29 protein-coding genes are annotated in these 23,370 nt (G+C 40.7%); 21 read left to right on the top strand and 8 right to left on the bottom strand.

Annotated elements, in window-relative coordinates:
• The first annotated feature begins 9 nt into the window (after window positions 1-9).
• From PIECOFPK_RS13860 to PIECOFPK_RS13830, 7 genes are all read left to right on the top strand, one after another.
• Window positions 10-516 (top strand): shikimate kinase, encoded by a 507-nt coding sequence (locus PIECOFPK_RS13860; protein WP_330973674.1) that lies wholly within the window; start codon window positions 10-12, stop codon window positions 514-516.
• The gene (locus tag PIECOFPK_RS13855; protein ID WP_330973675.1) at window positions 509-892 is read left to right on the top strand and encodes a DUF423 domain-containing protein; all 384 of its coding nucleotides are present in this window, start codon (window positions 509-511) and stop codon (window positions 890-892) included. Before PIECOFPK_RS13860 ends, PIECOFPK_RS13855 begins: the two co-directional genes overlap by 8 nt.
• 108 nt (window positions 893-1,000) lie before the next feature.
• Entirely contained in the window at window positions 1,001-3,574 is a 2,574-nt protein-coding gene (locus PIECOFPK_RS13850) for an FtsK/SpoIIIE family DNA translocase (RefSeq protein ID WP_409966167.1), read from the top strand.
• 125 nt (window positions 3,575-3,699) lie between these two features.
• Complete coding sequence (locus PIECOFPK_RS13845) at window positions 3,700-4,347, top strand: LolA family protein (RefSeq protein WP_330973677.1); 648 nt, start codon at window positions 3,700-3,702, stop codon at window positions 4,345-4,347.
• 95 nt (window positions 4,348-4,442) lie between these two features.
• Window positions 4,443-4,919 carry a GAF domain-containing protein gene (locus tag PIECOFPK_RS13840; RefSeq protein WP_409966166.1) on the top strand — a complete coding sequence of 159 codons (477 nt, stop codon included), beginning with the start codon at window positions 4,443-4,445 and terminating at the stop codon, window positions 4,917-4,919.
• On the top strand, window positions 4,919-5,188 hold the full coding sequence (locus PIECOFPK_RS13835; RefSeq protein WP_330973679.1) for an acylphosphatase: 270 nt from the start codon (window positions 4,919-4,921) through the stop codon (window positions 5,186-5,188). Before PIECOFPK_RS13840 ends, PIECOFPK_RS13835 begins: the two co-directional genes overlap by 1 nt.
• A 72-nt stretch (window positions 5,189-5,260) precedes the next feature.
• A complete protein-coding gene (locus PIECOFPK_RS13830; RefSeq protein ID WP_409966165.1) occupies window positions 5,261-5,995 on the top strand; it encodes a DUF1080 domain-containing protein in 735 nt (244 codons plus the stop codon).
• Between the two features lie 204 nt (window positions 5,996-6,199).
• On the opposite strand, the gene rpsG is transcribed toward PIECOFPK_RS13830, so the two are convergent.
• The 3 genes from rpsG to PIECOFPK_RS13815 form a co-directional block, all read right to left on the bottom strand.
• Window positions 6,200-6,670, bottom strand: a complete 471-nt coding sequence (gene rpsG / locus PIECOFPK_RS13825; protein ID WP_409966830.1) for a 30S ribosomal protein S7 — start codon at window positions 6,668-6,670, stop codon at window positions 6,200-6,202.
• A 34-nt stretch (window positions 6,671-6,704) separates the two neighbouring features.
• Complete coding sequence (gene rpsL, locus PIECOFPK_RS13820; RefSeq protein ID WP_330973682.1) at window positions 6,705-7,076, bottom strand: 30S ribosomal protein S12; 372 nt, start codon at window positions 7,074-7,076, stop codon at window positions 6,705-6,707.
• A gap of 172 nt (window positions 7,077-7,248) precedes the next feature.
• The gene (locus PIECOFPK_RS13815) at window positions 7,249-8,313 is read right to left on the bottom strand and encodes a branched-chain amino acid aminotransferase (protein ID WP_330973683.1); all 1,065 of its coding nucleotides are present in this window, start codon (window positions 8,311-8,313) and stop codon (window positions 7,249-7,251) included.
• A 16-nt stretch (window positions 8,314-8,329) separates the two neighbouring features.
• On the opposite strand from PIECOFPK_RS13815, the gene PIECOFPK_RS13810 reads away from it, so the two are divergent.
• The 5 genes from PIECOFPK_RS13810 (at window position 8,330) to PIECOFPK_RS13790 (ending at window position 11,518) form a co-directional block, all read left to right on the top strand.
• Window positions 8,330-8,905 (top strand): hypothetical protein, encoded by a 576-nt coding sequence (locus PIECOFPK_RS13810; protein WP_330973684.1) that lies wholly within the window; start codon window positions 8,330-8,332, stop codon window positions 8,903-8,905.
• Window positions 8,902-9,486 carry an RdgB/HAM1 family non-canonical purine NTP pyrophosphatase gene (gene rdgB / locus PIECOFPK_RS13805; RefSeq protein ID WP_409966164.1) on the top strand — a complete coding sequence of 195 codons (585 nt, stop codon included), beginning with the start codon at window positions 8,902-8,904 and terminating at the stop codon, window positions 9,484-9,486. The genes PIECOFPK_RS13810 and rdgB overlap by 4 nt, the downstream gene beginning before the upstream one ends.
• A gap of 70 nt (window positions 9,487-9,556) precedes the next feature.
• Window positions 9,557-10,117 carry an RNA polymerase sigma factor gene (locus tag PIECOFPK_RS13800; protein ID WP_330973686.1) on the top strand — a complete coding sequence of 187 codons (561 nt, stop codon included), beginning with the start codon at window positions 9,557-9,559 and terminating at the stop codon, window positions 10,115-10,117.
• A gap of 21 nt (window positions 10,118-10,138) precedes the next feature.
• Window positions 10,139-11,023, top strand: a complete 885-nt coding sequence (locus PIECOFPK_RS13795) for a hypothetical protein (protein ID WP_409966163.1) — start codon at window positions 10,139-10,141, stop codon at window positions 11,021-11,023.
• Window positions 11,024-11,086: 63 nt separating this feature from the next.
• Complete coding sequence (locus PIECOFPK_RS13790) at window positions 11,087-11,518, top strand: acyl-CoA thioesterase (protein ID WP_330973688.1); 432 nt, start codon at window positions 11,087-11,089, stop codon at window positions 11,516-11,518.
• 9 nt (window positions 11,519-11,527) lie between these two features.
• Here PIECOFPK_RS13790 and kdsA read toward each other — a convergent pair whose 3' ends face one another.
• Entirely contained in the window at window positions 11,528-12,349 is an 822-nt protein-coding gene (gene kdsA, locus PIECOFPK_RS13785) for a 3-deoxy-8-phosphooctulonate synthase (protein ID WP_330973689.1), read from the bottom strand.
• 200 nt (window positions 12,350-12,549) lie between these two features.
• Between kdsA and PIECOFPK_RS13780 the strand changes: the two genes are divergently transcribed.
• Entirely contained in the window at window positions 12,550-13,509 is a 960-nt protein-coding gene (locus PIECOFPK_RS13780) for an NAD-dependent epimerase/dehydratase family protein (RefSeq protein ID WP_330973690.1), read from the top strand.
• 114 nt (window positions 13,510-13,623) lie between these two features.
• Here the strand turns inward: PIECOFPK_RS13780 and PIECOFPK_RS13775 are convergent, their stop codons facing one another.
• From PIECOFPK_RS13775 to PIECOFPK_RS13765, 3 genes are all read right to left on the bottom strand, one after another.
• On the bottom strand, window positions 13,624-14,652 hold the full coding sequence (locus PIECOFPK_RS13775; RefSeq protein ID WP_330973691.1) for an ABC transporter permease: 1,029 nt from the start codon (window positions 14,650-14,652) through the stop codon (window positions 13,624-13,626).
• A complete protein-coding gene (locus PIECOFPK_RS13770; RefSeq protein ID WP_330973692.1) occupies window positions 14,594-15,613 on the bottom strand; it encodes an ABC transporter ATP-binding protein in 1,020 nt (339 codons plus the stop codon). The genes PIECOFPK_RS13775 and PIECOFPK_RS13770 overlap by 59 nt, the downstream gene beginning before the upstream one ends.
• A gap of 109 nt (window positions 15,614-15,722) precedes the next feature.
• The gene (locus PIECOFPK_RS13765; RefSeq protein WP_330973693.1) at window positions 15,723-16,586 is read right to left on the bottom strand and encodes an NEW3 domain-containing protein; all 864 of its coding nucleotides are present in this window, start codon (window positions 16,584-16,586) and stop codon (window positions 15,723-15,725) included.
• A gap of 236 nt (window positions 16,587-16,822) precedes the next feature.
• On the opposite strand from PIECOFPK_RS13765, the gene murB reads away from it, so the two are divergent.
• Together murB and PIECOFPK_RS13755 are read left to right on the top strand one after the other, a co-directional pair.
• A complete protein-coding gene (murB, locus tag PIECOFPK_RS13760; RefSeq protein ID WP_409966162.1) occupies window positions 16,823-17,845 on the top strand; it encodes a UDP-N-acetylmuramate dehydrogenase in 1,023 nt (340 codons plus the stop codon).
• Between the two features lie 68 nt (window positions 17,846-17,913).
• On the top strand, window positions 17,914-18,603 hold the full coding sequence (locus PIECOFPK_RS13755; protein ID WP_409966161.1) for a porin family protein: 690 nt from the start codon (window positions 17,914-17,916) through the stop codon (window positions 18,601-18,603).
• 153 nt (window positions 18,604-18,756) lie between these two features.
• On the opposite strand, the gene PIECOFPK_RS13750 is transcribed toward PIECOFPK_RS13755, so the two are convergent.
• Window positions 18,757-19,122 carry a winged helix-turn-helix transcriptional regulator gene (locus PIECOFPK_RS13750; RefSeq protein ID WP_409966160.1) on the bottom strand — a complete coding sequence of 122 codons (366 nt, stop codon included), beginning with the start codon at window positions 19,120-19,122 and terminating at the stop codon, window positions 18,757-18,759.
• A 74-nt stretch (window positions 19,123-19,196) separates the two neighbouring features.
• Here PIECOFPK_RS13750 and PIECOFPK_RS13745 point away from each other — a divergent pair, with 74 nt between their 5' ends.
• The 6 genes from PIECOFPK_RS13745 to PIECOFPK_RS13720 all read left to right on the top strand — a co-directional run bounded on the left by PIECOFPK_RS13745 (window position 19,197) and on the right by PIECOFPK_RS13720 (window position 23,342).
• Window positions 19,197-20,036, top strand: coding sequence for an alpha/beta hydrolase (locus tag PIECOFPK_RS13745; RefSeq protein ID WP_330973697.1), 840 nt, complete (start codon window positions 19,197-19,199; stop codon window positions 20,034-20,036).
• A 240-nt stretch (window positions 20,037-20,276) separates the two neighbouring features.
• On the top strand, window positions 20,277-20,870 hold the full coding sequence (locus PIECOFPK_RS13740) for a Crp/Fnr family transcriptional regulator (protein WP_409966159.1): 594 nt from the start codon (window positions 20,277-20,279) through the stop codon (window positions 20,868-20,870).
• Window positions 20,871-20,926: 56 nt separating this feature from the next.
• Window positions 20,927-21,391, top strand: a complete 465-nt coding sequence (locus tag PIECOFPK_RS13735; protein WP_409966158.1) for a hypothetical protein — start codon at window positions 20,927-20,929, stop codon at window positions 21,389-21,391.
• Between the two features lie 49 nt (window positions 21,392-21,440).
• The gene (locus PIECOFPK_RS13730) at window positions 21,441-22,016 is read left to right on the top strand and encodes a Crp/Fnr family transcriptional regulator (protein WP_330973700.1); all 576 of its coding nucleotides are present in this window, start codon (window positions 21,441-21,443) and stop codon (window positions 22,014-22,016) included.
• A 64-nt stretch (window positions 22,017-22,080) separates the two neighbouring features.
• Entirely contained in the window at window positions 22,081-22,518 is a 438-nt protein-coding gene (locus tag PIECOFPK_RS13725; protein ID WP_409966157.1) for a carboxymuconolactone decarboxylase family protein, read from the top strand.
• A gap of 83 nt (window positions 22,519-22,601) precedes the next feature.
• Window positions 22,602-23,342, top strand: coding sequence for a class I SAM-dependent methyltransferase (locus PIECOFPK_RS13720; RefSeq protein ID WP_330973702.1), 741 nt, complete (start codon window positions 22,602-22,604; stop codon window positions 23,340-23,342).
• Window positions 23,343-23,370: the final 28 nt, after the last annotated feature.

Below are 23,370 nucleotides of genomic sequence, written 5' to 3'. Positions count from 1 at the left end.
GAATATACGATGCGTATTTATTTGATTGGATTTATGGGTGCTGGCAAAACCTATTGGGGCCGGCAGTTGGGTCAGAAGTTGGGTATTCCTTTTTTTGATCTGGACGAACTTATTGAGGATGACGCGGGCAAATCCGTAAATAGCATTTTTGAAGAGGAGGGGGAAGAATATTTTCGCACCAGAGAAAAAGAAATTCTCTACATGGTAACTGAAAGTCATGATTCGATGGTATTATCTTGTGGAGGCGGTGCCCCCTGCTTTTTCAACAATATAGATTATATGAACCAGAAGGGGATTACTGTATGGCTGAATACACCCATCGATACCCTGCTAAGTAGGTTAAAAGAGGAAAAACATACGCGCCCTTTGTTGAAAGGCTTGGATGATGAAGCCTTAAGAGCATATATTATCAAAAAAAGTGCAGACAGGCGCATATATTACGAACGTGCCAAGATTAAGATAGATGATGATAATTTAGATCTTGATAACTTTATAAAACTAATTTTTAATGAGTAAATTATATCTTGCCTTAGGAAGTGCTTTAGCAGGTTTGGGAGTAATACTGGGCGCATTTGGTGCTCATAAGTTGAAGGAAATAATGCCTGAATCGGTATCCACTTTTCAAACAGGCGTACAGTATCAGATGTATCATGCCTTTGCATTGCTAATGGTGGGTATATTAATCGAACGCTTCCCATTCAGGACCATGAACTGGGCAGGTATTTGTTTTTTAATCGGTATTGTTCTGTTTTCCGGTTCGCTATACGCTCTTACAGCTTTAAAGGCAGGCGGTAAAGTAGGCTTGGGCGGATTGGGAATCATTACACCCATTGGCGGCCTGTTTTTCATCGTCGGCTGGATTTGTCTTTTATTATCTTTCTTTAAAAAGTAAAAAAACATTTACTAGGATGTCTCAATAAGGTTTTTGAGCCGGAAATAGCGATTGTCAATATATACATCAAATCCATAATGGTTCATACAACCTTATTATCTTTGTTCTATGGCGAATAAGAGCAAATCGAAGAGTAAAAAAACAAAAGCCGGATCGAAGAATACAGTAGCCGATTTTAAAACTGAGCAAGAAGCAAAGATTCAGTTAAAACAATTGGCTAAAGACGAGCGCACCTGGAAGATAGTGGGTTTGACATTTCTGTTGGTTTCTATTTTCCTTGTTATATCATTCGTATCCTATTTCTACACTTGGAGGCAAGATTTTGTTCTGGCATCTAAGGGTGCTGGTATTCTGCTGGAGCCCGATATTACCGCTGAAAATCTTTTGGGTAAATCAGGTGCTCTAGTTGCGCATCTTTTTGTATACAAGCTGTTTGGTGTAGCTTCTTTATTGATTTGCACCTTTTTCTTTGTGGTAGGAGTAAATCTGATGTGGCGAAGAAAGGTATTTTCCATCTGGCGCAATCTGAAATATGTTACGCTAGGAATGCTTACCGTGTCCACTATTCTAGCATTTATTCTTCGCAAAGAGGAGTTTAGTTGGGGTGGAGGTGTAGGTAATGTTATTAGCGACTGGTTGCAGGCCTCTCTAGGCTTTATAGGAACATCAGCTATATTATTATTGATAGTGATTGCTTATTTCGTTTGGCAATTCAATCCGGCCTTCAGCTTCCCTAAAAAATTAACGTCCGCACCAGCTCCTATTCCATTGGAACCTGAATTGGAGGAAGATGTGGCTCCTGCTACTGAGCTGCCGGAGCATGATTTTATAAAAGAAACTCAGGAGGTAGCAGAACAAGAAGCATCTACGGCCAAGTTAATAATACAGGATGAAGTTGAAAGAGAAAAGCCCCAATTGGGACTTATTGAAAAAGATACATTGCCCGTTAAAGAGGAGGAAAAAGGTTTTGAACGCATTACTGTGTTAAAGCCTGAAGCCAGAATCGATTTTGAGCCTGAGCAAGCTGAAGAAAAGAAGGAAAAGAAAGTATCTAAAACTCCAACCTCTTCTCCCGAAGAGGAATTGAAATTAGAAATCAACTCAGCTCCTCTTCCTGAAACTGCTGAAGAAGCCAAAGTATCTACAACGCTGCCCAACAGTGGGAATAAACCTTACGAACCTACCTTGGATCTTAGAAATTATAAGTTCCCTACACTGGATTTGCTAGAATCTTATGGTAGTGAAAAAATTGAGCAGGATCCGGTAGAGCTGGAGAATAATAAGAATCAGATCATCACTACGCTCCGTAATTATGATATCGAGATACAACGCATAAGCGCCACTATTGGGCCTACCGTTACTTTATACGAAATAGTGCCTGCTGCAGGAGTACGTATTTCCCGCATCAAGAATCTGGAAGATGATATTGCTCTAAGTCTTTCCGCACTGGGCATTCGTATCATTGCGCCTATTCCGGGTCGAGGAACTATCGGTATTGAAGTACCTAATGCTCGTAAGACTATCGTGAGCATGAAAACCCTGCTGGCGTCGGAGAAGTTCCAGAAGTGTAATTACTCGCTGCCCATTGCATTAGGGAAAAAGATCGATAACGAGAACTTTATTGTAGATCTTGCAACGATGCCACACCTGCTGATGGCCGGGGCTACAGGTCAGGGTAAATCGGTAGGTATTAACACAATACTGGTATCGCTTCTATACAAAAAGCACCCGTCGCAGTTAAAGTTTGTGCTGGTGGACCCCAAAAAGGTAGAATTAAGTATTTATAGTCATATCGAAAGACATTTTCTAGCCAAGCTTCCTAATGAGGAAGATGCGATTATTACCGACACCAAGAAAGTAATCAACACCCTCAATGCACTTTGTATTGAGATGGACAACCGCTACGATTTGCTTAAAGAAGCTGGTTGCCGTAATATTAAAGAGTACAACGCTAAGTTTGTTTCCCGCAAATTGAATCCTGAAAAAGGACATCAATACCTGCCGTTTATTGTATTGGTAATTGATGAGTTTGCCGATCTTATAATGACTGCCGGTAAGGAGGTAGAAATGCCCATTGCACGTCTGGCGCAGCTCGCACGTGCGGTAGGTATTCACCTAATTATTGCCACTCAAAGACCATCCGTGAACATCATTACCGGTACCATTAAGGCAAACTTCCCGGCCCGTGTAGCTTTTAAAGTAAGTAGTAAAATAGATAGCCGTACCATATTAGATACTGGAGGAGCCGAACAGCTGATCGGAAAAGGCGATATGCTCATCAGCCTTAACGGTGAAATTGCCCGATTGCAGTGTGCTTTCGTGGATACCCCAGAAGTAGACAGGGTGGTAGAATTCATCGGTTTTCAGGAAGGTTATCCGCAGCCATTCCTGCTACCGGAATATGTAGATGAAAAAGAACTCGAGAGCGGCGATTTTGATATGGGAGATAGAGATGTGTTATTTGAAGAAGCCGCACGTTTGATTGTCGCTAATCAGATCGGATCCACATCATTATTGCAACGACGGATGAAATTGGGATATAACCGTGCCGGTCGCCTCATGGACCAACTAGAAAGCGCAGGCATTGTAGGTCCCAACCAAGGCAGTAAAGCTCGTGAGGTGCTCATTAAAACAGAGGCTGAATTACAGCAGCACTTAGATGCTCTAGGTTATTCGAGTTAGTTTTTGTCTGATAATGAATTATTTATTCAAAATGTTAAATAATTCTTATCATACACACCTCGGCATCAAAATTGGCGTCTAATACACACAAAAAGATTTTTCCATTAAAATTTTAAAACTTGAAAATGAAGAAGTTGTTTTTTACGGTATTGGGATTATTGTTTGTAGTTCTCGGTTTTGCGCAGCAGCGAGATCCTAAGGCTAAAGCATTATTGGATGAAGTAAGTGCTAAGTTCAAAAGTTATAAATCGGTAATGGTAAATTTTGCCTATCAGATTAACAATTCGGCAGGCAAAGTACTATCCAAGAAAACAGGTACCGTACAAATGAAAGGTAACAAGTATATCATCGATCTGGGATCTAATAAAATTATCAGTGATGGCGAAACTATTTGGAACTACGATCCCGCGGCTAAAGAGGTTACGGTTAATAGTGCAAGTGCATCCGATAATACCATTACTCCACAGAAATTATATACAGATTTTTATAGCAAGGATTTTATGTATGCCATGCAAAAGGACGATAAGGTAGGCGGGAAAGCGGTAAATAAAGTGGTGCTGCAGCCTATTGATAAATCCAAACCTGTTTCATTGATTTATCTGGCAATTGATAAGGCTACCAAAAACATTATAGGTGCTACTATTGTTGAAAAATCTGGGAATAGATATATCTATAGTGTAAGTGATTTTAAAACCAATGTGGTAGCATCGGATGCTAATTTTACTTTTGATGCATCCAAATATCCCGGAGTAGAAGTGATTGATTTACGATAAAACATACTGAATACATAAGGGAGCTCCATATTTTGGAGCTTTTATTTTTTGTATCACACCGCATTTCTATAGTTTCGATAGTGTAATGAATGTTTATGGCTGAAGATTTGATAATTCATAAAGGAACCAAGGCCGAACAATACGCTTCCTTAATTCCGCAGATTGCAGGACTTATAGAAGGGGAGCAAGATTTGGTGGCCAATTTGGCCAATGTGGCTGCTGCATTGAAAGGGCAATTTGGCTGGTGGTGGGTAGGTTTCTATTTGGTGAAAAATGATGAGTTGGTGTTAGGCCCGTTTCAGGGACCTGTAGCTTGTACCCGTATTCAAAAAGGGAAAGGTGTATGCGGAACTGCATGGGCACAAGCCCAAACGACTATTGTTCCCGACGTGGATCAGTTCCCTGGTCATATAGCTTGCAGCAGTGCATCAAAATCGGAAATTGTAGTGCCTGTGATTCGTGAGGGCAATGTTGTTGCTGTGCTAGACGTGGATAGCGAGCATTTAGATTATTTTGATACAACTGATCAAAAATATCTGGAGCAAATTGTATCCCTAATTCCTTTTAGCTAATGGTTACGAAAAAGATTATTGTCAGAGGAAAAGTACAAGGTGTGTTCTATCGGCAGTCCACACGTAATAAGGCCAGGGAGCTGGGTGTGAAGGGCACTGTGCGAAATCTGGAAGATGGCCAGACGGTAGAAATATACGCAACAGGCACAACAGAGCAGTTATCGGCCTTGATGGATTGGTGCCAAGTAGGTCCTCCTCAAGCTGTGGTAAACGCTGTAGAAGTATCGGACGAGCCTCTGAAGGTTTATGATGATTTTTCTATTATATAACCGCAATTTTTTACTAATTGTGGTGTCCAATAGGTTAATATGATTATTGTAATAATAAAAGATTGAAAACGTATGAAGAAAACGGTACTATTTCCTTTGCTTGCCTGTGGCATGATTGTGTATGGACAAAATGGAGATCCTCGGCTTACAGAAGTGTGGGAGCCTGAACCCAGAGTAGTAACCCCCGGAGCTACCGATAAAGATGCCCCCTCGGATGCTATTGTTTTATTCAATGGTAAAGACCTTGCAGAGTGGGAGAGTATGGATGGCAAACCTGCCAAGTGGACTGTCGAAAACGGAGTGGTTACAGTAGCTAAGGGTACCGGAGCTATTAAAACCAAAAAAGCTTTCGGCGATTGTCAATTACATATTGAATGGCGTACTCCGGCTGTTGTAAAAGGCGAGGGGCAGGGAAGAGGTAATAGTGGCATTTTTTTAATGGGATTGTATGAATTACAGGTTCTGGACAGCTATAATAACCGTACTTATAGTAATGGACAGGCAGCAAGCATTTATAAACAAATACCACCTCTAGTAAATGCATCCCGTAAGCCTGGTGAGTGGCAAACTTATGATATCATTTTTATCGCTCCGCGATTTAATAAAGATGGTAGCTTGAAATCGCAGGCCCGCATCACCGTATTCCACAACGGAGTTTTGGTACAAAATAACATGGCAATATGGGGTGCTACTCAGTTTATAGGAATAGCCACCAACAAAGCGCATGGAGAAAAGGAACCGCTAGTTTTGCAGGATCATGGCGACCCTGTGAGCTTCAGAAATATTTGGATACGCGAATTGGAATAATGGGAGCTATTCTGCCTCACACCATTGGATAAACCAAGCGTTACACATAATTATTAAAGCAGCTATAAGCTGCTTTTTCTTTTATAACAACGTTATTGCTGAACTCTCACTTAGAAGCAATGCATGAAGGAACTTTCTACAAGAAATAAAAAAGCCCGTTCGAAGAACGGGCCTATAACTTTTATAATCCTTTGTAGTAGGAAATTATATTCTAAAGTGAGCGAAGGCTTTGTTAGCTTCAGCCATACGGTGTGTATCTTCTTTCTTTTTGAAAGCAGCACCTTCACCTTTGCTAGCAGCAACAATTTCATTAGCCAGTTTTTCTGCCATGCTGCGACCGTTGCGCTCGCGGCTGTAACGAATCAACCATTTAATACTTAAAGAAATTTTTCTATCGGGACGCACTTCAGAAGGAATCTGGAAAGTGGCACCACCGATACGACGGCTGCGTACTTCCACTGTAGGAGTCACATTGGCCAATGCCTTTTTCCACACTTCGTACCCATCCTCGTTAGTGATCTTGCTCACTCTGTCCAGGGCATCGTAGAAAATAGTGAATGCGCCGCTTTTCTTTCCTTCCCACATCAGGTTGTTAACAAAACGGGTAACCAGTTTATCGTTGTATTTGGGATCTGGCGCTAACGGATGTTTTTTGGCTTGTGCTTTACGCATTATCTTTAAATATTAATTCTTTATTACTGATTTATAATTATTTACCTTTTTTAGTACCGTATTTGGAACGACTCTTCTTACGGTCTTTTACTCCGGCAGTATCGAGGCTACCACGTACGATGTGATAACGCACACCAGGTAAATCTTTTACCCTACCGCCACGAATCAATACGATTGAGTGTTCCTGCAGGTTGTGTCCCTCACCCGGGATGTATGCAATCACCTCAATTTTATTAGTCAAACGAACTTTAGCCACCTTACGAAGCGCTGAGTTGGGCTTTTTAGGTGTAGTAGTATACACACGAGTACAAACCCCACGGCGCTGAGGGCACTGATCCAAAGCTCTTGATTTACTTTTAGCTTTGATGATTTGTCTTCCTTTACGTACTAACTGGTTAATTGTAGGCATTCCTTATCCTTTATAATTTTTTGGACGGCAAAGGTAGTATTTAGGTTTGAACCAACAAAATTATTGTCAAATTTTCTCTACCACAAAATAATGCCGTTTTTCAATATGCAACTAATTAAATAAAAAGGCTCGCTGAACCACGAGCCATTCTGGCTTATAAAAGGCTGAAAATCTATACTTTTACTAACCAGCCATATTTATCCCCTAGCTTGTTTTCCTTGTAGTCCAACAACTCTTTTTTCATAGCTGCCGAGATGGTCATTTGCGCTACGTCAAACTCCATTACAAGATCCTTATACTTTAGCTCTCGCACATGGCTGATGGTGGCTGCCGTACCACAACCAAATACCTCCTTAAGTGTGCCGGCTTTATAAGCCTCCACGAGTTCGTCTATCGATACCTTACGCTCTTCCACTTTATAGCCTTTCTCTCTGAAAAGGTGTAGTAGGCTCATACGGGTAATACCATTTAATATAGTACCATCACTGAGGTCGGGAGTTACAATGGCATCGCCTATAACGAACATAATATTCATGGCGCCTACTTCCTGTACATATTTATGTTCTAAGGCATCCATCCACAGCACTTGATCATACCCTTGTTTTCTGGCTTCTGCCGAAGATAGCAGGGAGGCTGCATAGTTACCGCCTGTTTTAGCAAATCCGGTGCCTCCTGGGGCAGCGCGAGTAAATTTTTCTTCCACATAAATGCGGGCTGGGGCAGAGAAGTATGCGCCCACAGGTCCTGTAATAATTAAGAATTTGTAAGATGAAGATTCTTTTACCCCTAGTGTTTCTTCTGTTGCAAACATAAAGGGGCGTATATATAAGGACTCGTCATAGCCGGAGGGGATAAAATCCTTATCCAAGCGTATGAGCTGTTTCATTCCTTCAATAAAGATCTCTTCGGGAATTTGAGGCATAGCCATACGTTCGGCCGATCGGTTCATGCGCTTCCAGTTTTCGTAAGGCCTGAAGATGTGAACATTACCATTTTCATCCTTATGTGCTTTTTGACCCTCAAATATGGTTTGCGCATAGTGTAGGACCGATAGGGCAGGCGAATAGACTAGTGGCTCGTAGGGGCGAATTCTGACGTTTTTCCACTCTCCATTGACCCAATCAGCTTCTAGCATGTGGTCAGAAAAATATTTACCAAATCCCAGATTGTTGAAATCAACCTGGCTCAACTTACTTTCTTTCACCCTTTCTACGGGTATTTGCATCGCCTCTACCATAAAATGTTATTTTTGGATGTTATTACTATTGCGAAGATACGAACAGTATCGGTACAAAAGAGGAGCTATGAGTCTGAACAGTGTGAAACTTACGCCTTATTTGTTGACACAGCTATATCCCAATAAGCTGGTAGTGCCCGATGGAAATACATCGGCATCGCCTAAACAAGAGGATAAGCCCCAGACCCCAAGTGAAATGCCCGCTTGGAAGTTTTTGGGCAACAATGAAAAGAAGGTATTGATTGGGGTGCATTATGATAATGCCGTACATCTACCCGATGCTCAGCTGGAGTTTTTAATGCAATTGTTAAAAGCCTGCCAATTGAGCTTAAATGATGTGGCCGTTATTAATTTGAATAATCATCCGGATTACCAATATGATGAGCTGCTTCGATATTTTCAGTCACAAGTGATATTCTTGTTCGGATTAACGGCTCAGCAGTTTGGATTCCCCTTCGAAGTACCACAATACCAGATACAGCAATTTGCAAACTATACTGTATTGCATGCCCCTGCACTAGAAGTATTGCAACCCGATAAGGCTGCTAAGACCCAGTTGTGGGCGGCACTTAAAAAGATATTTTCATTATGACGTTAATTTTTGCTACCAATAATAATAATAAGGTAAAGGAAATTCGGAATGCTTTGAATGAGCGGTTTGAAATTATTAGTCTCAAAGAAGCAGGCATTGATAAAGATATCCCCGAGCCCTACGATACACTAGAGGCTAATGCTTCGGAAAAATCGCGGGTGATTTTTGAAATGACGGGGAAAAACTGTTTCAGTGAGGACACTGGTTTGGAAGTGGAGGCTTTAAATGGCGAACCCGGAGTGAAAAGTGCGAGATATGCCGACGGTGAGCCGCAATATGTCGATATAGTAGACAAGTTACTTGCTAAAATGGAAGGGCAAGACAATCGGAGGGCACGTTTCCGCACGGTGATATCGGTAATTATTGACGGTAAGGAATCCTTATTCGAAGGTATCTGTGAAGGGCGCATTATTACGGAACGCAGGGGAAGCAACGGTTTTGGTTACGACCCTGTCTTTATTCCTGATGGGGCTGACAGAACCTTTGCCGAAATGGAACTGGATGAAAAAAAACTGTATAGCCACAGAGCCAAAGCATTGAAAAAACTGATTGAGTGGCTGCAGCAATCCTCGCCATCTTAATAAACGGTTCTGTTTACATACATTAAACTATTCCCTATATTTGAACAACTTTTTAAATATTTTCAAAAATTTGGAATCTACAAGCAACCATATTGTTCAAGAAAACGACTTAATAACGGGGTGCATTGAAGGCGACCGCCGAATGCAGGAAGAGTTGTACAACCGATTTGCCCCCAAAATGTATGCTGTATGTCTGCGGTATGCATCAAATGCCGATGAGGCACAGGATATTCTGCAGGATGGCTTTATTAAGGTTTTCAGAAAACTGGACAGTTATAGAGGTGATGGGTCTTTTGAGGGGTGGATTCGACGCATATTCGTAAATACAGCTATTGAATATTTCCGTAAAAAGAAATACCTACAACCTGTAACCGAACGGGAAGAAAACACCATAGAAGGGAAATATATTTCGGCTTTGGATGGTTTGGCAGAAAAGGATATTCTTGATTTGATTAGTCAGCTTTCTCCCGGCTACAGAACGGTATTCAATATGTATGTGGTAGAAGGTTATTCTCATAAAGAAATCGGCGATATGCTGGGAATCAGTGAGGGAACCAGTAAATCACAACTTTCTCGAGCCAAAGCTATTTTGCAGGATCTGGTAAGAAAACATATTGAGAGTAAAGAATAATATATTTAGAAATATCAATCCATGAACAGCCTGAAGAAAATATATGATTGGGAAGTGACACCGCCGGCTGGCGCATGGAAGGCTATTGCCAGGGAACTGGACAATCTGGACTTTGAAAATAAACTATCTCAAAAACTCGAAGCCCTCGAAGTAACACCACCACCGGCTGCGTGGTCCCATATTGCTGCACAGCTGGATGAGGTGAATCAAGAAAACAAGCTTTCCAAAAAATTATATAATACAGAGGTGACTCCTCCCCCAGCCATGTGGGATAAGATTTCTCGCGAGCTGGATGATCAGGAAGCGCTGAAGGTTATAGAAAAAAAGCTGGCTCATCTGGAGGTGCAGCCCCCTGCCGGAACTTGGGCAAGTATTTGTAGTGCGCTGGATGCGCCACAACAAAAGCCTGCAGCCACTGTAGCCTCCATGGGGTATGGCTGGTTGAAATATGTAGCAGCAGCTTGCTTTATCACTATTATTAGTATTACGGCCTATTTTATATTTAAGGATGAAAGTGCATCCGGCAATGCTTATACTGCTGATAATATTAGAAAAGAGCTGCCTGCGAGCAGTACTGCTTCTATCAAAAAGGCTGCTCCAGTGCCGCAGGATGCCGGTAAGGCCGCTTTGGCAGGTATTCGCACAAAGCTGGGCAATGCTTATGTTGCTTCTCAGGAAAGAAATACAGAGTTGCAGAATCGCTATATCATTCTGATGACTCCTGAAGGCAATATCGTTCGTATGTCTAAGAAAGTTAGTAATCTAGCCGACTGTATTGCGGGAGAAGATAGTAGCTGCGATGAACAGATATCTCAGTGGCAGAAGGAAATGGCTAACAATGCAGCCGTAGCTACACCTGATAATTTTCTGGATATGCTGGATATTGCTGCCGGCTCTCAAAATTAACCCTACTTCTTTAAGCAAACTTTTTAGTACAACAGCCCGTACTTTTGCCTTCAAATAGATTTTATGGCAAGAGTAAAAGTAGCTTTACCCGCACAGTTCCCTTTTTCAACGGTCATTCCAATTCGTATTACAGATTTAAACTACGGTGGCCATGTAGGAAATGATGCGGTGCTGAGTATTATTCACGAGGCACGTATGCAGTTTCTAGCTCATTACGGCTATAGTGAAATGCATTTTGAAGGGGTGGGATTGATTATGGCCGATGTTGCTATTGAGTTTAAGCACGAAGCGTTTTACGGAGATAGTATCATTGCATCAGTAGCTGCAAGCGATTTCGGAAAAGTAACTTTTGATATCTATTATAAACTAGAGAAAAAAGACGGCGATAAAATAATACCCGTAGCCTATGCAAAAACCGGGATGGTGTGCTTTGACTACGGGCAGAAAAAAGTGGTGCCCGTTCCTAACAGTATTCCGGCGCGATTGCAACAATAGTTGGTGTATTTATTGCAACGCTTTACGAATCTTTACCAGCTGCGTCAGTAAATCCTCTAGAAGATCCAAGCGAAGCATGTTAGCACCATCACTTTTAGCTACAGCGGGATTAGGATGCGTTTCGATAAAGATGCCATCGGCTCCAGCGGCGATAGCAGCCTTAGCGATGGTGCCTATGAGTTGAGGATTTCCGCCCGTAACTCCCGAACTCTGATTAGGCTGTTGGAGGCTATGTGTGCAATCCATTACCACCGGTACACCATGTTCCTGCATCCAGGGAATATTACGATAGTCTACCACCAGATCCGTATAGCCAAAACTATTACCACGGTCGGTAAGTATTACTTTTTCGTTGCCGGCTTTGTAAATCTTTTCCACGGCAAACTTCATTGCCGGACCACTTATGAACTGTCCTTTTTTAACATTCACCACCTTCCCTGTACGCGCAGCTGCTTCCAGTAAATCGGTCTGTCTACACAAAAAAGCAGGGATTTGTAGTATATCCGCATAGGTAGCCGCCATCACAGCTTCGTCATGCGCATGAATATCCGTAGTAGTAGGTATACTGTAAGTAGCCCCTACTTTTTGAAGATACTGCAAAGCCTGTTCATCTCCAATACCGGTAAACGAACTCGCACTGGTACGGTTGGCTTTCCTGTAGGAGGATTTAAAAATATAAGGAATGCCTAGTTTCTTGCATATTGCAACTACTTTGTCTGCAGTTTCCATCAGCAGCTCTTCACTTTCTATAACACAGGGGCCAGCTATCAGAAAAAAGTTGTCCTCGTCGTATGATTGTTGCTCGAAAAGGGATTTTAAATATGATTTCATAAGACAAATGTATTGAAAAAGCAGTCGTGTCTGTTTTCTTATTGCAATCTTTTATAAAAAATCAGCAGGGCATTGGTCCTAAATTCTCGAGGAATATGTTTTATAAACCGTACTACTGGTTAAGGATGAGGAAACGTTTGCACAGGAACAATTTAGAGTTGGATGCTGTATTATTAATAAGTTTGCATCAAATCTTTACTATGACAAAGGAGAAAATATTAGTGATTGGGTCTTCGGGACAGATTGGGGTAGAGCTAACCTTGGCATTGAGGAAAATATATGGAAACAGTAACGTGATAGCTTCCGACTTGCGGGAGGAAAATGAACTACTAAAAGGAACCGGCCCCTATGTTGCACTGGATGTAATGAATAAGGAGATGCTGCATGTACAGGTGATTCGGCAGAACATTACACAAATTTATTTGCTTGCTGCTATTTTGTCTGCTACAGGCGAGAAAAATCCCGGACTGGCATGGCATTTAAATATGCAGGGCTTATTGAATGTGCTGGATATTGCCCGGGAAGAAAAGTTGCACAAAGTATATTGGCCTTCTTCCATCGCCGTTTTCGGGCCTACATCGCCTAAGCAGCTGTGCCCGCAGCAAACCATTATTGAGCCGACTACCGTGTATGGTATCAGCAAATTTGCTGGCGAATTCTGGTGTAATTATTATCATTTAAAGTATGGTGTAGATGTGCGCAGCTTGCGCTATCCCGGCTTGATATCGTATAAATCGGCTCCGGGAGGGGGGACTACGGATTATGCCGTAGAAATATTTCATGAGGCATTAGAGCATAAGAAGTATACCTGCTTCCTGTCGGAAAACACTTATCTGCCAATGATGTATATGCCGGATGCTATCAGGGCTACCGTAGAGTTGATGGAAGCTCCTAGGGAAAAAATTTCTGTGCATACTTCTTACAACCTCGCAGCTTTTAGTTTTTCACCTAAGGAAATTGCAGCAGCAATTAAGAAGCATATTCCTGAGTTCGAAATTACTTATCAGCCCGACTATCGGGACGCAATTGCCAACAGCTGGCCACAAAGTATTGATGATAGCGTTGCTCGTACTGATTGGGGTTGGAAACCGGAATATGATTTGGAAACGATGACAGCGGATATGATAAAAAATATTAGCCAGTTAAAACAAACATCGTAAGATATTACAACTTGAAGTTTTTTTTTGCTAATGGCGGTAGTATTTTATGAGTGTAAAAAAAGAGGTACAGACAAACAGTCTGTACCTCTTTTAGTTTAGCATTGATATCAATGATTAACTTCTGATTTCTCTTCGCATAAAAAGATAATAAGAAAGCGCAAAACACACCACGGTGGCAGCGGTTAATCCACTTACCTGAGGCCATACAATTAACAGGCTTTGGGTAAAGGATAATGGAGAAGGAATAGCACCTATCAACTGCTCCATGGTAAGAGGTCCTAAGCTACGCACAGAAGGCATTAGCAGAGTAGTGGTAGCATCGGAATATAGTTGTCCGGGGGACAAACGATAAAATGTTAATACCAGCTCGTTGTATGCTTGTATCTGAGCCTGTGTAAGAAAATCAGTATCGGGGAAGAATGCTCTTATGATAATATTAACTACAATCTGATAAAAGACGGTAAAGAACAACCAAATACCGATTGCTGTAAGTGCGGAGGTGGCGGCTTGTTTAAAGATTACCGATAACAGTATCGACAGGCTTAACCAGAATGCCACATACACTACACTAATAAATACAAAAGCTAGTATTCTCAGAAATTCCTGAGGTTCCATACGCACTCCGGTAATTATCAATCCCCCGCCCATCATTAACAAGGCCAGTGAAAGAAAAAGTACACTTACAACAATCAAGGCACTCACAAATTTTGAAAGCAGCAGATTATCGCGGTAAACAGGTTGTGCCATTAACCGTGTAAGGGTTCCTCCATTTTGTTCAGCGTTGATAGCATCAAACCCTAGGCTGATACCTAACAATGGCCCCAGAAAGTTGAGAAATACATGAAATGGAGGAAGTGTATTATCGGTTGTAGTTAACAGTTTCAGGTATAAGAAAAACCGATCGGGGTCGTTAATGTTGTTGACAGCATTTTTTATGTTGCTCAACGATACATACATGGATGCAAAAAAGGTAAGTACCACAAGGCCGATAAGGATCATAAATCGCCAACTGCGGATATGATCCGCCACTTCCTTGTGTACCATTATGCTGAAAGGCCCCATGTCTGTCGCTTTCTGAAATGCCTTACTGTTTTTTATGTTTTTTAAAGAAAGACCTTTGGAAGAAATTGCCGGACTTTTCATTGCTTCTTTTTTCTGTTGTACTATTTTCGAAATACTTTTCATAGATATCATCGAGTCCATATTCTTTTTTATGAACACCCATGATATCATATTTCTTCTCTACCAGAAATCGTACAATGTCGGGAGTAATATCTTGTTTGCACGTGATTTCTACTGTTTTGCCCGATAGGGCAATATGATCCACCTGCTCCCATTGTTTCAATTCCGGTTCGAGATGCCAGGGCTGTGATATTTCCTCTTTGAATGTAACAGTGGTGATAAAGCCTTCCTTATTAAATAAGTTACGCGATAGCGTATGAATGTTTCCCTCAACCAGTAATTTTCCTCCTACAAAAATGCCTACCCGATCACATACCTGTTGTACATGATGTAGATGGTGCGAGGACAACAATACAGTGAGCCCTTGCTGACGGCTGAGCTGTCTGATTAAAACCAGAAAATCTTTTACTCCGCTGGGGTCGATACCTAATGTAGGCTCGTCCAGAATGATAATTTCCGGTTCTTTTATTAACACATCGGCTAGACCCAGCCTTTGTTTCATTCCGCGTGAATAAGCAGCGGTTTTTTTGTGCATTTCATTGCCCAGCCCCACCTGTTCCATCATCTTTATGGCACGTGAACGTATTTGATTTTCAGGTATGCCGTTTAGTCGGGCTATATATTCTAAATTTTCTAAAGCCGTCATATTATCATAGAACCCTACACTATCCGGCATGTACCCTACTTTTCGTTTCACCGCAATTGGGTTATTGGTGGCATTATGTCCGCAAACAAGGGCTGTTCCGGATGTAGGTTCGGTAAGTCCCAACATCATTAAGATGGTAGTGGTCTTTCCGGCCCCATTAGGTCCCAACAGCCCGAATATTTCGCCTTTATGTATTTCTAGGTTGAGATTATCAACTGCCTTTAGCGAGCCATAACATTTTGACAAACCCTTCAGTTGTATGATAGGATTCTTCATTTGTTAATTATTAAGCTTTTAGTTCCGTCTGTAACGGAAAAAACTAAAGAGCCTGTTGCATCAGGCTTCTGAAACTAAATTTTGTCGAAAGTTGTTTAGTCGGCCGGAATTATCTTCTTCCGTATTTGCGAATTAGATAATATACCAAGCCTATAGCTGCTAAAATTACCAGAACGCCAATCCATCCGGAGAGCAGCGATGTTTTAACGGTCATCCGAAAACTCAGTTGCGAAGTAGAATTAGAGTTTTTGGCTGTAATAGTGGTTACGTAATCGCCAGCGATGGTTTTATCTGGTACTTTCAGGCTCGCAGTTACGTCAACCGATTTACCCGGCTCGATTTCTTTGATTTTGGATGGCTCAAAAGTAGTTTCCCATCTGCTGGGATTCTGAGCGGAAAGTTCTACATCAGTCAATGGCAAAGTACCGGTATTTTTAACGGTTAGTTGAATTTCTTTCACTTTGCCAGAAGTGATTTCGTCGCTCAGTCTTCCCGAAGGCGTGGTGAGTTCCAGCGCGTAAGAACCTTTTACTACAGCTTCCAGATTCAGAACTAAGGTATCTACTGCGGAAATTGCCCTGATGGGAATTTTGTATTTGTCGGGTTTGGCGCTTGACGTAGCGTTAATTTCAATTGAAATGTCTTGAGTTTTTCCTGATTCCAGATTTAATGAAGTAACCTGGCTGCCTTCTACTTTGTAAGCGATCATCCAGCCAATAGGCAAGTCGGCCTTCAGCTCATAAATCCGAGCTTCCTTAGCTCCGTTGTGTAAAGAAGCATTGTACCGGAAGGTTTCGTTAGCTGCCGCTTCAATATTCATCAGTCTGGCGGTAAAAGAAGATTTACCATCAGCTTCTGAATTGTTGGTTTGAGCATGCACAGTAAAACTGAGAATCAGAAGTGCAAATGATGTTACAAACAGCAAGTTAGGGCGCCAATTGCGCGCACGGCCTAATAACGCTTCTGTTAACATAGTCCAATAACTAAAATTTATACAATAATAGCTTTCAAAAAATGTTGAACGAATACGTTTTCTTGTAAAGGGATGAAAATATGGCGCGCTAAATTAAAAAAATCACTACAATAACGTCAACATTTTCAAAAAAATTAACAATTGATAGATGGTAGTTTAAAAAAGTAAGCAGAGATTCCGCGCGAGATTATTTATAACCTGTTTCCCTTATTTTAGTGCTGTAACAACACACAGCTATGAGTGTATCCATAATATCCGGGGTTTCCCTGAAACCGTATAATACTTTTGGCATTGATGTACAGGCAGAATATCTGGCTCGAGCGGGCTCCCTTACAGAAGTACAGGAGTGCCTACAGTGGGTGAAGCACAAGTCTATTCCCTGCTTAGTGCTGGGCGGTGGCAGCAATATTTTGCTGACTCAGTCGGTACAGGGACTGGTTATTAAAAATGAAGTTAAGGGGATTGAAAAAATATATGAGGATGAAGAATCTGTGTACTTGAAAGTTGGAGCTGGAGAAGTATGGCATCAATTTGTATTGTATTGTTTACAACATAATTATGCCGGAGTAGAAAACCTCGCTTTGATTCCGGGATCTGTGGGAGCTTCTCCACTACAAAATATCGGTGCTTATGGTGTGGAAATTAAAGAAGTGTTTCATGAGCTGACCGCCATGCATCGACGTACCGCAGAAGTGGTGCATTTTTCCCATGCTGATTGCGCGTTCGGTTATCGGGATAGTGTTTTTAAGCATAAGTATAAAAACGAGTTTGTTATTATTGACGTTACTTTTCGCTTATCTAAAACACCTCGTTTTAATATAGAATATGGAGCCATCAAACAGGAGCTTGACAAGCGTCAAATAAGTGAACTTTCTATTCATGCGATAGCTGAAGCGGTAATGGCCATTCGTACATCCAAGTTGCCGGATCCAGCCCAGATAGGTAATGCAGGAAGTTTTTTCAAGAACCCTTCTGTTGCTAAAGAACAATATCTTGTATTGAAAGAAAAGTTCCCCGGACTTGTTGCGTATGAAAATCAGGATGGCTCCATGAAGCTGGCCGCCGGATGGCTTATTGAACAATGTGGCTTAAAAGGATACCGCAATAACGATGCAGGTGTGCACGAAAAGCAAGCCTTGGTGTTGGTAAATTACGGTAACGCTACAGGGGCTGAAATATTGCAAGTTTGCAATATGGTACAGCACGCTGTAGAAGAGAAGTTTGGTGTAAAACTGGAGCCTGAGGTGAATATCATATAATTTATATATTTGCGCGCAGTTTTTAGTCGTACCATATAATTGTTCTTAGAAAACAAAAAAATATGAAGATGAAAAAAATCATTTTAGCTATTAATCTTATCCTATTATCCGGTGTTGTGTCTTACGCGCAGAACTATATAAATGGTCGTGCGGTAAGATTTGGTTTTAAAGTAGATCCTGTTTTTGCTAATTCTTTCCGCCCTCAGGAAAATGATATCAATCGTACCGGAAGTGGTTTTGGTGTGAATTATGGTTTAATGACCGATATTTTGTTTAGTGATGGAAGAGGAGCTTTTGCTACCGGTGTAGAAGTGGCTCATGGATCATCCAAACTGGAGTATAAAACATCTAATCGCGGTTTATATGCAGCACAGGCCGAAGGTGCTACCCAAAACTATAAACTGAGACTTCAATATTTGCAAATTCCTTTCAGTGTGAAACTAAAGACCAATCAACACAGCGGGTTTCGTTTTTGGGGACAGTTCGGAACTTATCTTGGTGCATTGCTGAAGTCAAGAATGGATTACTCTTATGGTAATGTATCGGAAACTAATGTGAATGTCATGAAAAATACCAATAAAGTTAATATGGGACTATTGGTAGGTGCCGGTGGTGAGTATCAGCTAGCAGAAAAAACAGATTTATTCTTTGGTTTAGGACTTGAAAACGGCTTCACCGATATTACCAGCAATAGAAGCTGGAATGATGGCAAAGTAGCCCTGAATCGCTGGGCCTTGAGACTGGGCGTATTCTTTTAGTAAAAAATGGAAAGCAATATAGAAAGGCTGTATTATGCAATACAGCCTTTCTTTTTATACAGTTGTTTCTGCATGAGATTGTAATACAAACGAAAATAGTGAATGCAAGCAGTCCACCACTATTTCACCTAATGGGATACTAAAAGGTATCTATCACACTGTAATGGCTTTGCCCTCTGCATAGATTTTACCCCATTCGCAAAGGTTTCGGAGAATGGGTACTAGATCCTGTCCTTTTGAAGTTAGCATATACTCTACTCCATTAGGGATAGCACCGGGGATAGGTTTTTTATAGATAATAGCGTGTCGTTCCAAGTCCTTAAGCTGGCGACTCAATACCTGATCGGAAATATTAGGAAGCTCTTTTTTCAATAAATTGAAGCGATTATTACCCTCAGAGATGGAATATACAATCTGCGATTTCCATCTTCCTCCGATAATATCTATGGCTGAATTCAGCTCACATATGCGATGCAGAAAACGCTCGTTAATTGCATTAGTGGAGCTTTCCTTTCTCATATACTCACAATTTTGTGCGTTATTGTTCAAAATGGTTATCCAGAGGACCTTTGCATGAAAAATAATGCGAAATTATGAAAGTAGAAATTGAGAAAAGTATTGCTATCATTGTATTGATTTTTGCAGCACTTAACATTTATGCTCAGGATACTCTGGTTATTCGTTCAAAGTATTTAAAACAACCAGATACTGTATTAGTTTATAAACCTAGACATTCGACATCCGATCGCAAATTCCCTGTAGTATACCTTCTGCATGGATATAGCGAACATTACATGCAATGGTCTTCTATCATTAATTTGCAGCAACTGGCGGATCAATATGGTTTTGCTATCGTTACTCCTGAAGGCTTTGCAACGTTTTATTTGAACAGTCCTGTAGATCCCTCTTCGCAGTATGAAGATTTTTTCTATGAAGAACTTGTGCCCAAAATTCATCAGCTAATTCCAGTGGATGATAAAAATATATTTATAAGTGGATTGAGTATGGGTGGATTTGGGGCACTGTATCATTTCATCCGGCATACTGATTACTATAATACCGCAGCAGCCACGAGTGGTGCATTGCACATTGATCCTGATAAATTTTTAGAGTATAGTTTTGCTTTCTGGAAAAACGACCGTTTACGTCGCGACGCTGAAAAAGTATTTGGTGATCCTAAGATTTACGATTGGTCTTCTTATAAGATTATAAAATTGATAAAAGAATATCCTGATTTTAATCGTGCCTTTTTAATCGATTGCGGTATCGAAGATCCGCTCTATCCACTGACGGAAGATCTGAAGAAATATTGCGAGGTTATGAATATCCCTGTTACATTTATGCAAGCTCCCGGACGGCATGATGGTAATTATTGGCATAGTAGTATTGAATATCATTTTGTGTATTTTAAGCAGCATTTGCGAAAGGAGTGATATCATAATAAGCTATTATAGATTCTTCACTCGCTAATATTTTTTATTTTCGGGTAATTAGAGCCAATAGCATCCGCGAAAAGGATAGTAAAATATACCTAGACGAAGTTTCGTTAGAGCGGCTTTCACAAAACAATGCCTAAGAAAAGGATGGTCTTAGAGATACAAATGTTAGATGTTTACAGTGGCTGATGTTTTCGCATGAAAAATTAAAGTTCAAATTATTGAGGGAAGTCTATTATGCTGCAGATACGCAAATATTTTGAAGAACGATTTGCTATTTCCGAAGAGGACTGGAATATTTTTTCATCCAAACTGCATCAAATTGAATTCCCTAAAAACCACGTCATACTTAAAGCCGGCGACACTGAGCACTATCTTTCTTTTATTGAAAAAGGGTTGATTCGTTTTTATATTCCGCAGGAAGAAAAAGAATTGACTTTCACCTTTATATTTGAGAATAATTTTTATAGTGCCTACGATTCTTTCTTGACACAGCAACCTTCGGTTTATCAAGTAGAAACATTGGCCCCAACCATTCTCTGGCCTATTCATTATAATGATCTCCAGGAAGTGTATAAGGGAACGCAGATAGGTAATTTTATAGGGCGGATGGCCAGTGAGGAATTATTTCTAAAAAAGTCAAAGCGAGAGTTCTCCTTATTAGTAGACTCTGCAGAAAAGCGATATGCTGAGTTATTAGCCGAAAAACCTGAATTAATCCAACATATTCCATTGAAATATCTTGCTTCCTATATCGGAGTAACACCGCAGGCGCTCAGCAGAATTAGAGCGCGGATTGCTAAAAAAAGTAACTGGCGGAAGACGCATTAATTAACCCAAGTTCATTTTTTACCTGAATACTGATGACGACTTTTGTGTAAAAAACTATGAAGCCTCTCATTATACAACTGTTGGCATTTGGTATTGCTTGGATAATTCTGAAACTATCGCGTAAAGAGAACGCTTTTTATATTTCTGGTCGTGTAGGATTGGCAGCGATGCTTTGCTTCACCGCAATTGGGCATTTTGCTTTTGTTGAAGGGATGAGTATGATGCTGCCCAATATTGTGCCCTATAAGAGCGAACTCATTATACTAACAGGAATATTGGAAATACTGGGCGCTGCGGGATTATTTTTTGCTAAGTGGAGAAAATTATCCGCATATCTGCTGATAGTATTTTTCTTTCTGGTACTTCCCGCCAATATTTATGCAGCGTTACATCATGTAGATTATCAACGTGCCACCTACCAGGGACCGGGCACAGAATATTTAGTTTTTCGTGTTCCGCTTCAAATATTGTTCATTCTTTGGGCTTATTATTTCGGGATAAGAAATGCCCACCGGAGGTGACTTGTAAAGCACTATTTCTGAATTGCGCTGAAAAAAATAACTTTAGGACATGGCTCATCCTTTCATCACTCATGTACAAAAAATTATTCAGGTCAGTACATTGAACGAAGTGCAGGTGCTGTCTTATTTTGAAGAACAACAATATCCTAAGAAAGATATTTTACTGCCAAGCAATACTCGCTGCAAGTATCATTATTTTGTGATTGAGGGTTGCTTGAGGATGTTTTTTATCAATGAAAAAGGAATAGAGCAAACCGTACAATTTGCTATTGAAAACTGGTGGCTCACCGATTATATGGCATTTGCAGAAAAAACAACTTCTGAATTTTCTATACAAGCTGTTGAGCCTACAACGGTTTTGCAAATCACCACTCAACAGCAGGAAAATTTGCTTACACAGTTTCCTATGTTGGAGCGTTACTTCAGAATCGTTTATCAGAAAGCTTATGCAGCATCTTTGTACCGATTAAAATATCTTTTTGACTTTTCACGGGAAGAGCTTTTTGTACATTTTAGTCGAAATTTTCCAGAATTTGTGAAAAGAGTTCCGCAGCATCTACTCGCATCTTTTCTCAATATGACGCCCGAATATCTTAGTGAAATTAAGAAGCATCTGCAGTCTTAAACCAGTTTAAGAAGTTTGTGATATGCGGCGAATAGCTTTGCGCCATACTAAAAATCTAAATATTATGGCACAGAGATTCAATATTCGTGAGTTGGCACCAAAGGCCTATGAAAAAATATTCACACTCGAGGACTATCTGAAACATTCGGAACTCGATCCCGTACATTTTGAGCTTATTAAAATTCGTGGTTCGCAAATAAATGGCTGTGCATTTTGCATTGATAAGCATACAAAAGATGCGTTGGATATAGGCGAAACACCGCGAAGAATTTTTCTTCTGGATGCCTGGAAAGAGACAGGATTGTTTACTGATGAAGAGCGTATTATTCTTGCTATGACGGAAGAAATTACGCTTATCAAAAATCAGGGATTAACTGAAGCTACTTGTCAGGAAGCTAAGAAATATTTTTCAGACCACTACATTGCTCACATCATTATGGCTATTGTTACCATTAATGCGTGGAATAGAATAGCTATTAGTTCGCGTATGGATGTAAAGTAAAAATGCGGTGCATAAATCTTGAAGCTGCTTTCTCTGCGAGGCAGCTTTAAGATTGTTTTATTTGGGCGTAACTTTAGCAAACCATGAAAGACAACTTTTCCTCAGTAGCTGATCTCTATGCTCAATACAGGCCTTCTTATCCTCAAAAATTGTTCGATTTTCTTTATTCAATCGTGCGATGTCATAATAATGCCTGGGATGTAGGCACCGGCAATGGTCAGGTAGCTTTTGAACTCTCCAAAAGTTTTCATCAAGTAATGGCTACTGATATTAGTCAAGCACAAATTGATAAAGCACTTAAAGTACCTAATATTCTCTATTCTGTTCAACCTGCGGAAGAGACCAACTTTCCTGATGATATATTTAATCTGATTACAGTAGCGCAAGCCATTCACTGGTTCGATTTTGAACGCTTTTACAAGGAAGTGGTTCGTGTATCTAAGCCAGATGCGGTGTTGTGTGCGATTGGGTATGGCGTGTTACGATTTCATCATCCTATAGATGAGGTTATTCAAGTATTTTATAAGGAGATTGTGGGGCCATATTGGGACTCGGAAAGAAAATATATTGATGAGGCTTACAAGACAATACCTTTCCCGTTTGAGGAGATATCTTCTCCTGAGCTGACAATATCTTATAATTGGACCTTTGCACAACTCATCGGTTATTTCAATACCTGGTCTGCTGTAAAGCATTATATGCATGATAAACAGGAAAATCCTGTAGATATTATTAAGCCTGAACTGCACCGCTATTGGGGCGATGCACCTGCTCTTACAGTTCACTTTCCTGTGTTTATGCGTACAGGGGTGGTGCAAAAATGAATAGAGTTACCCCGGGAAGGATAACTCT

Source organism: Chitinophagaceae bacterium C216, from assembly GCA_028485475.2.
Classification (GTDB): domain Bacteria; phylum Bacteroidota; class Bacteroidia; order Chitinophagales; family Chitinophagaceae; genus Niabella; species Niabella composti.
Note: the sequence above shows the minus strand (reverse complement) of the source record. Positions and strands in the feature narration are given on the sequence as shown.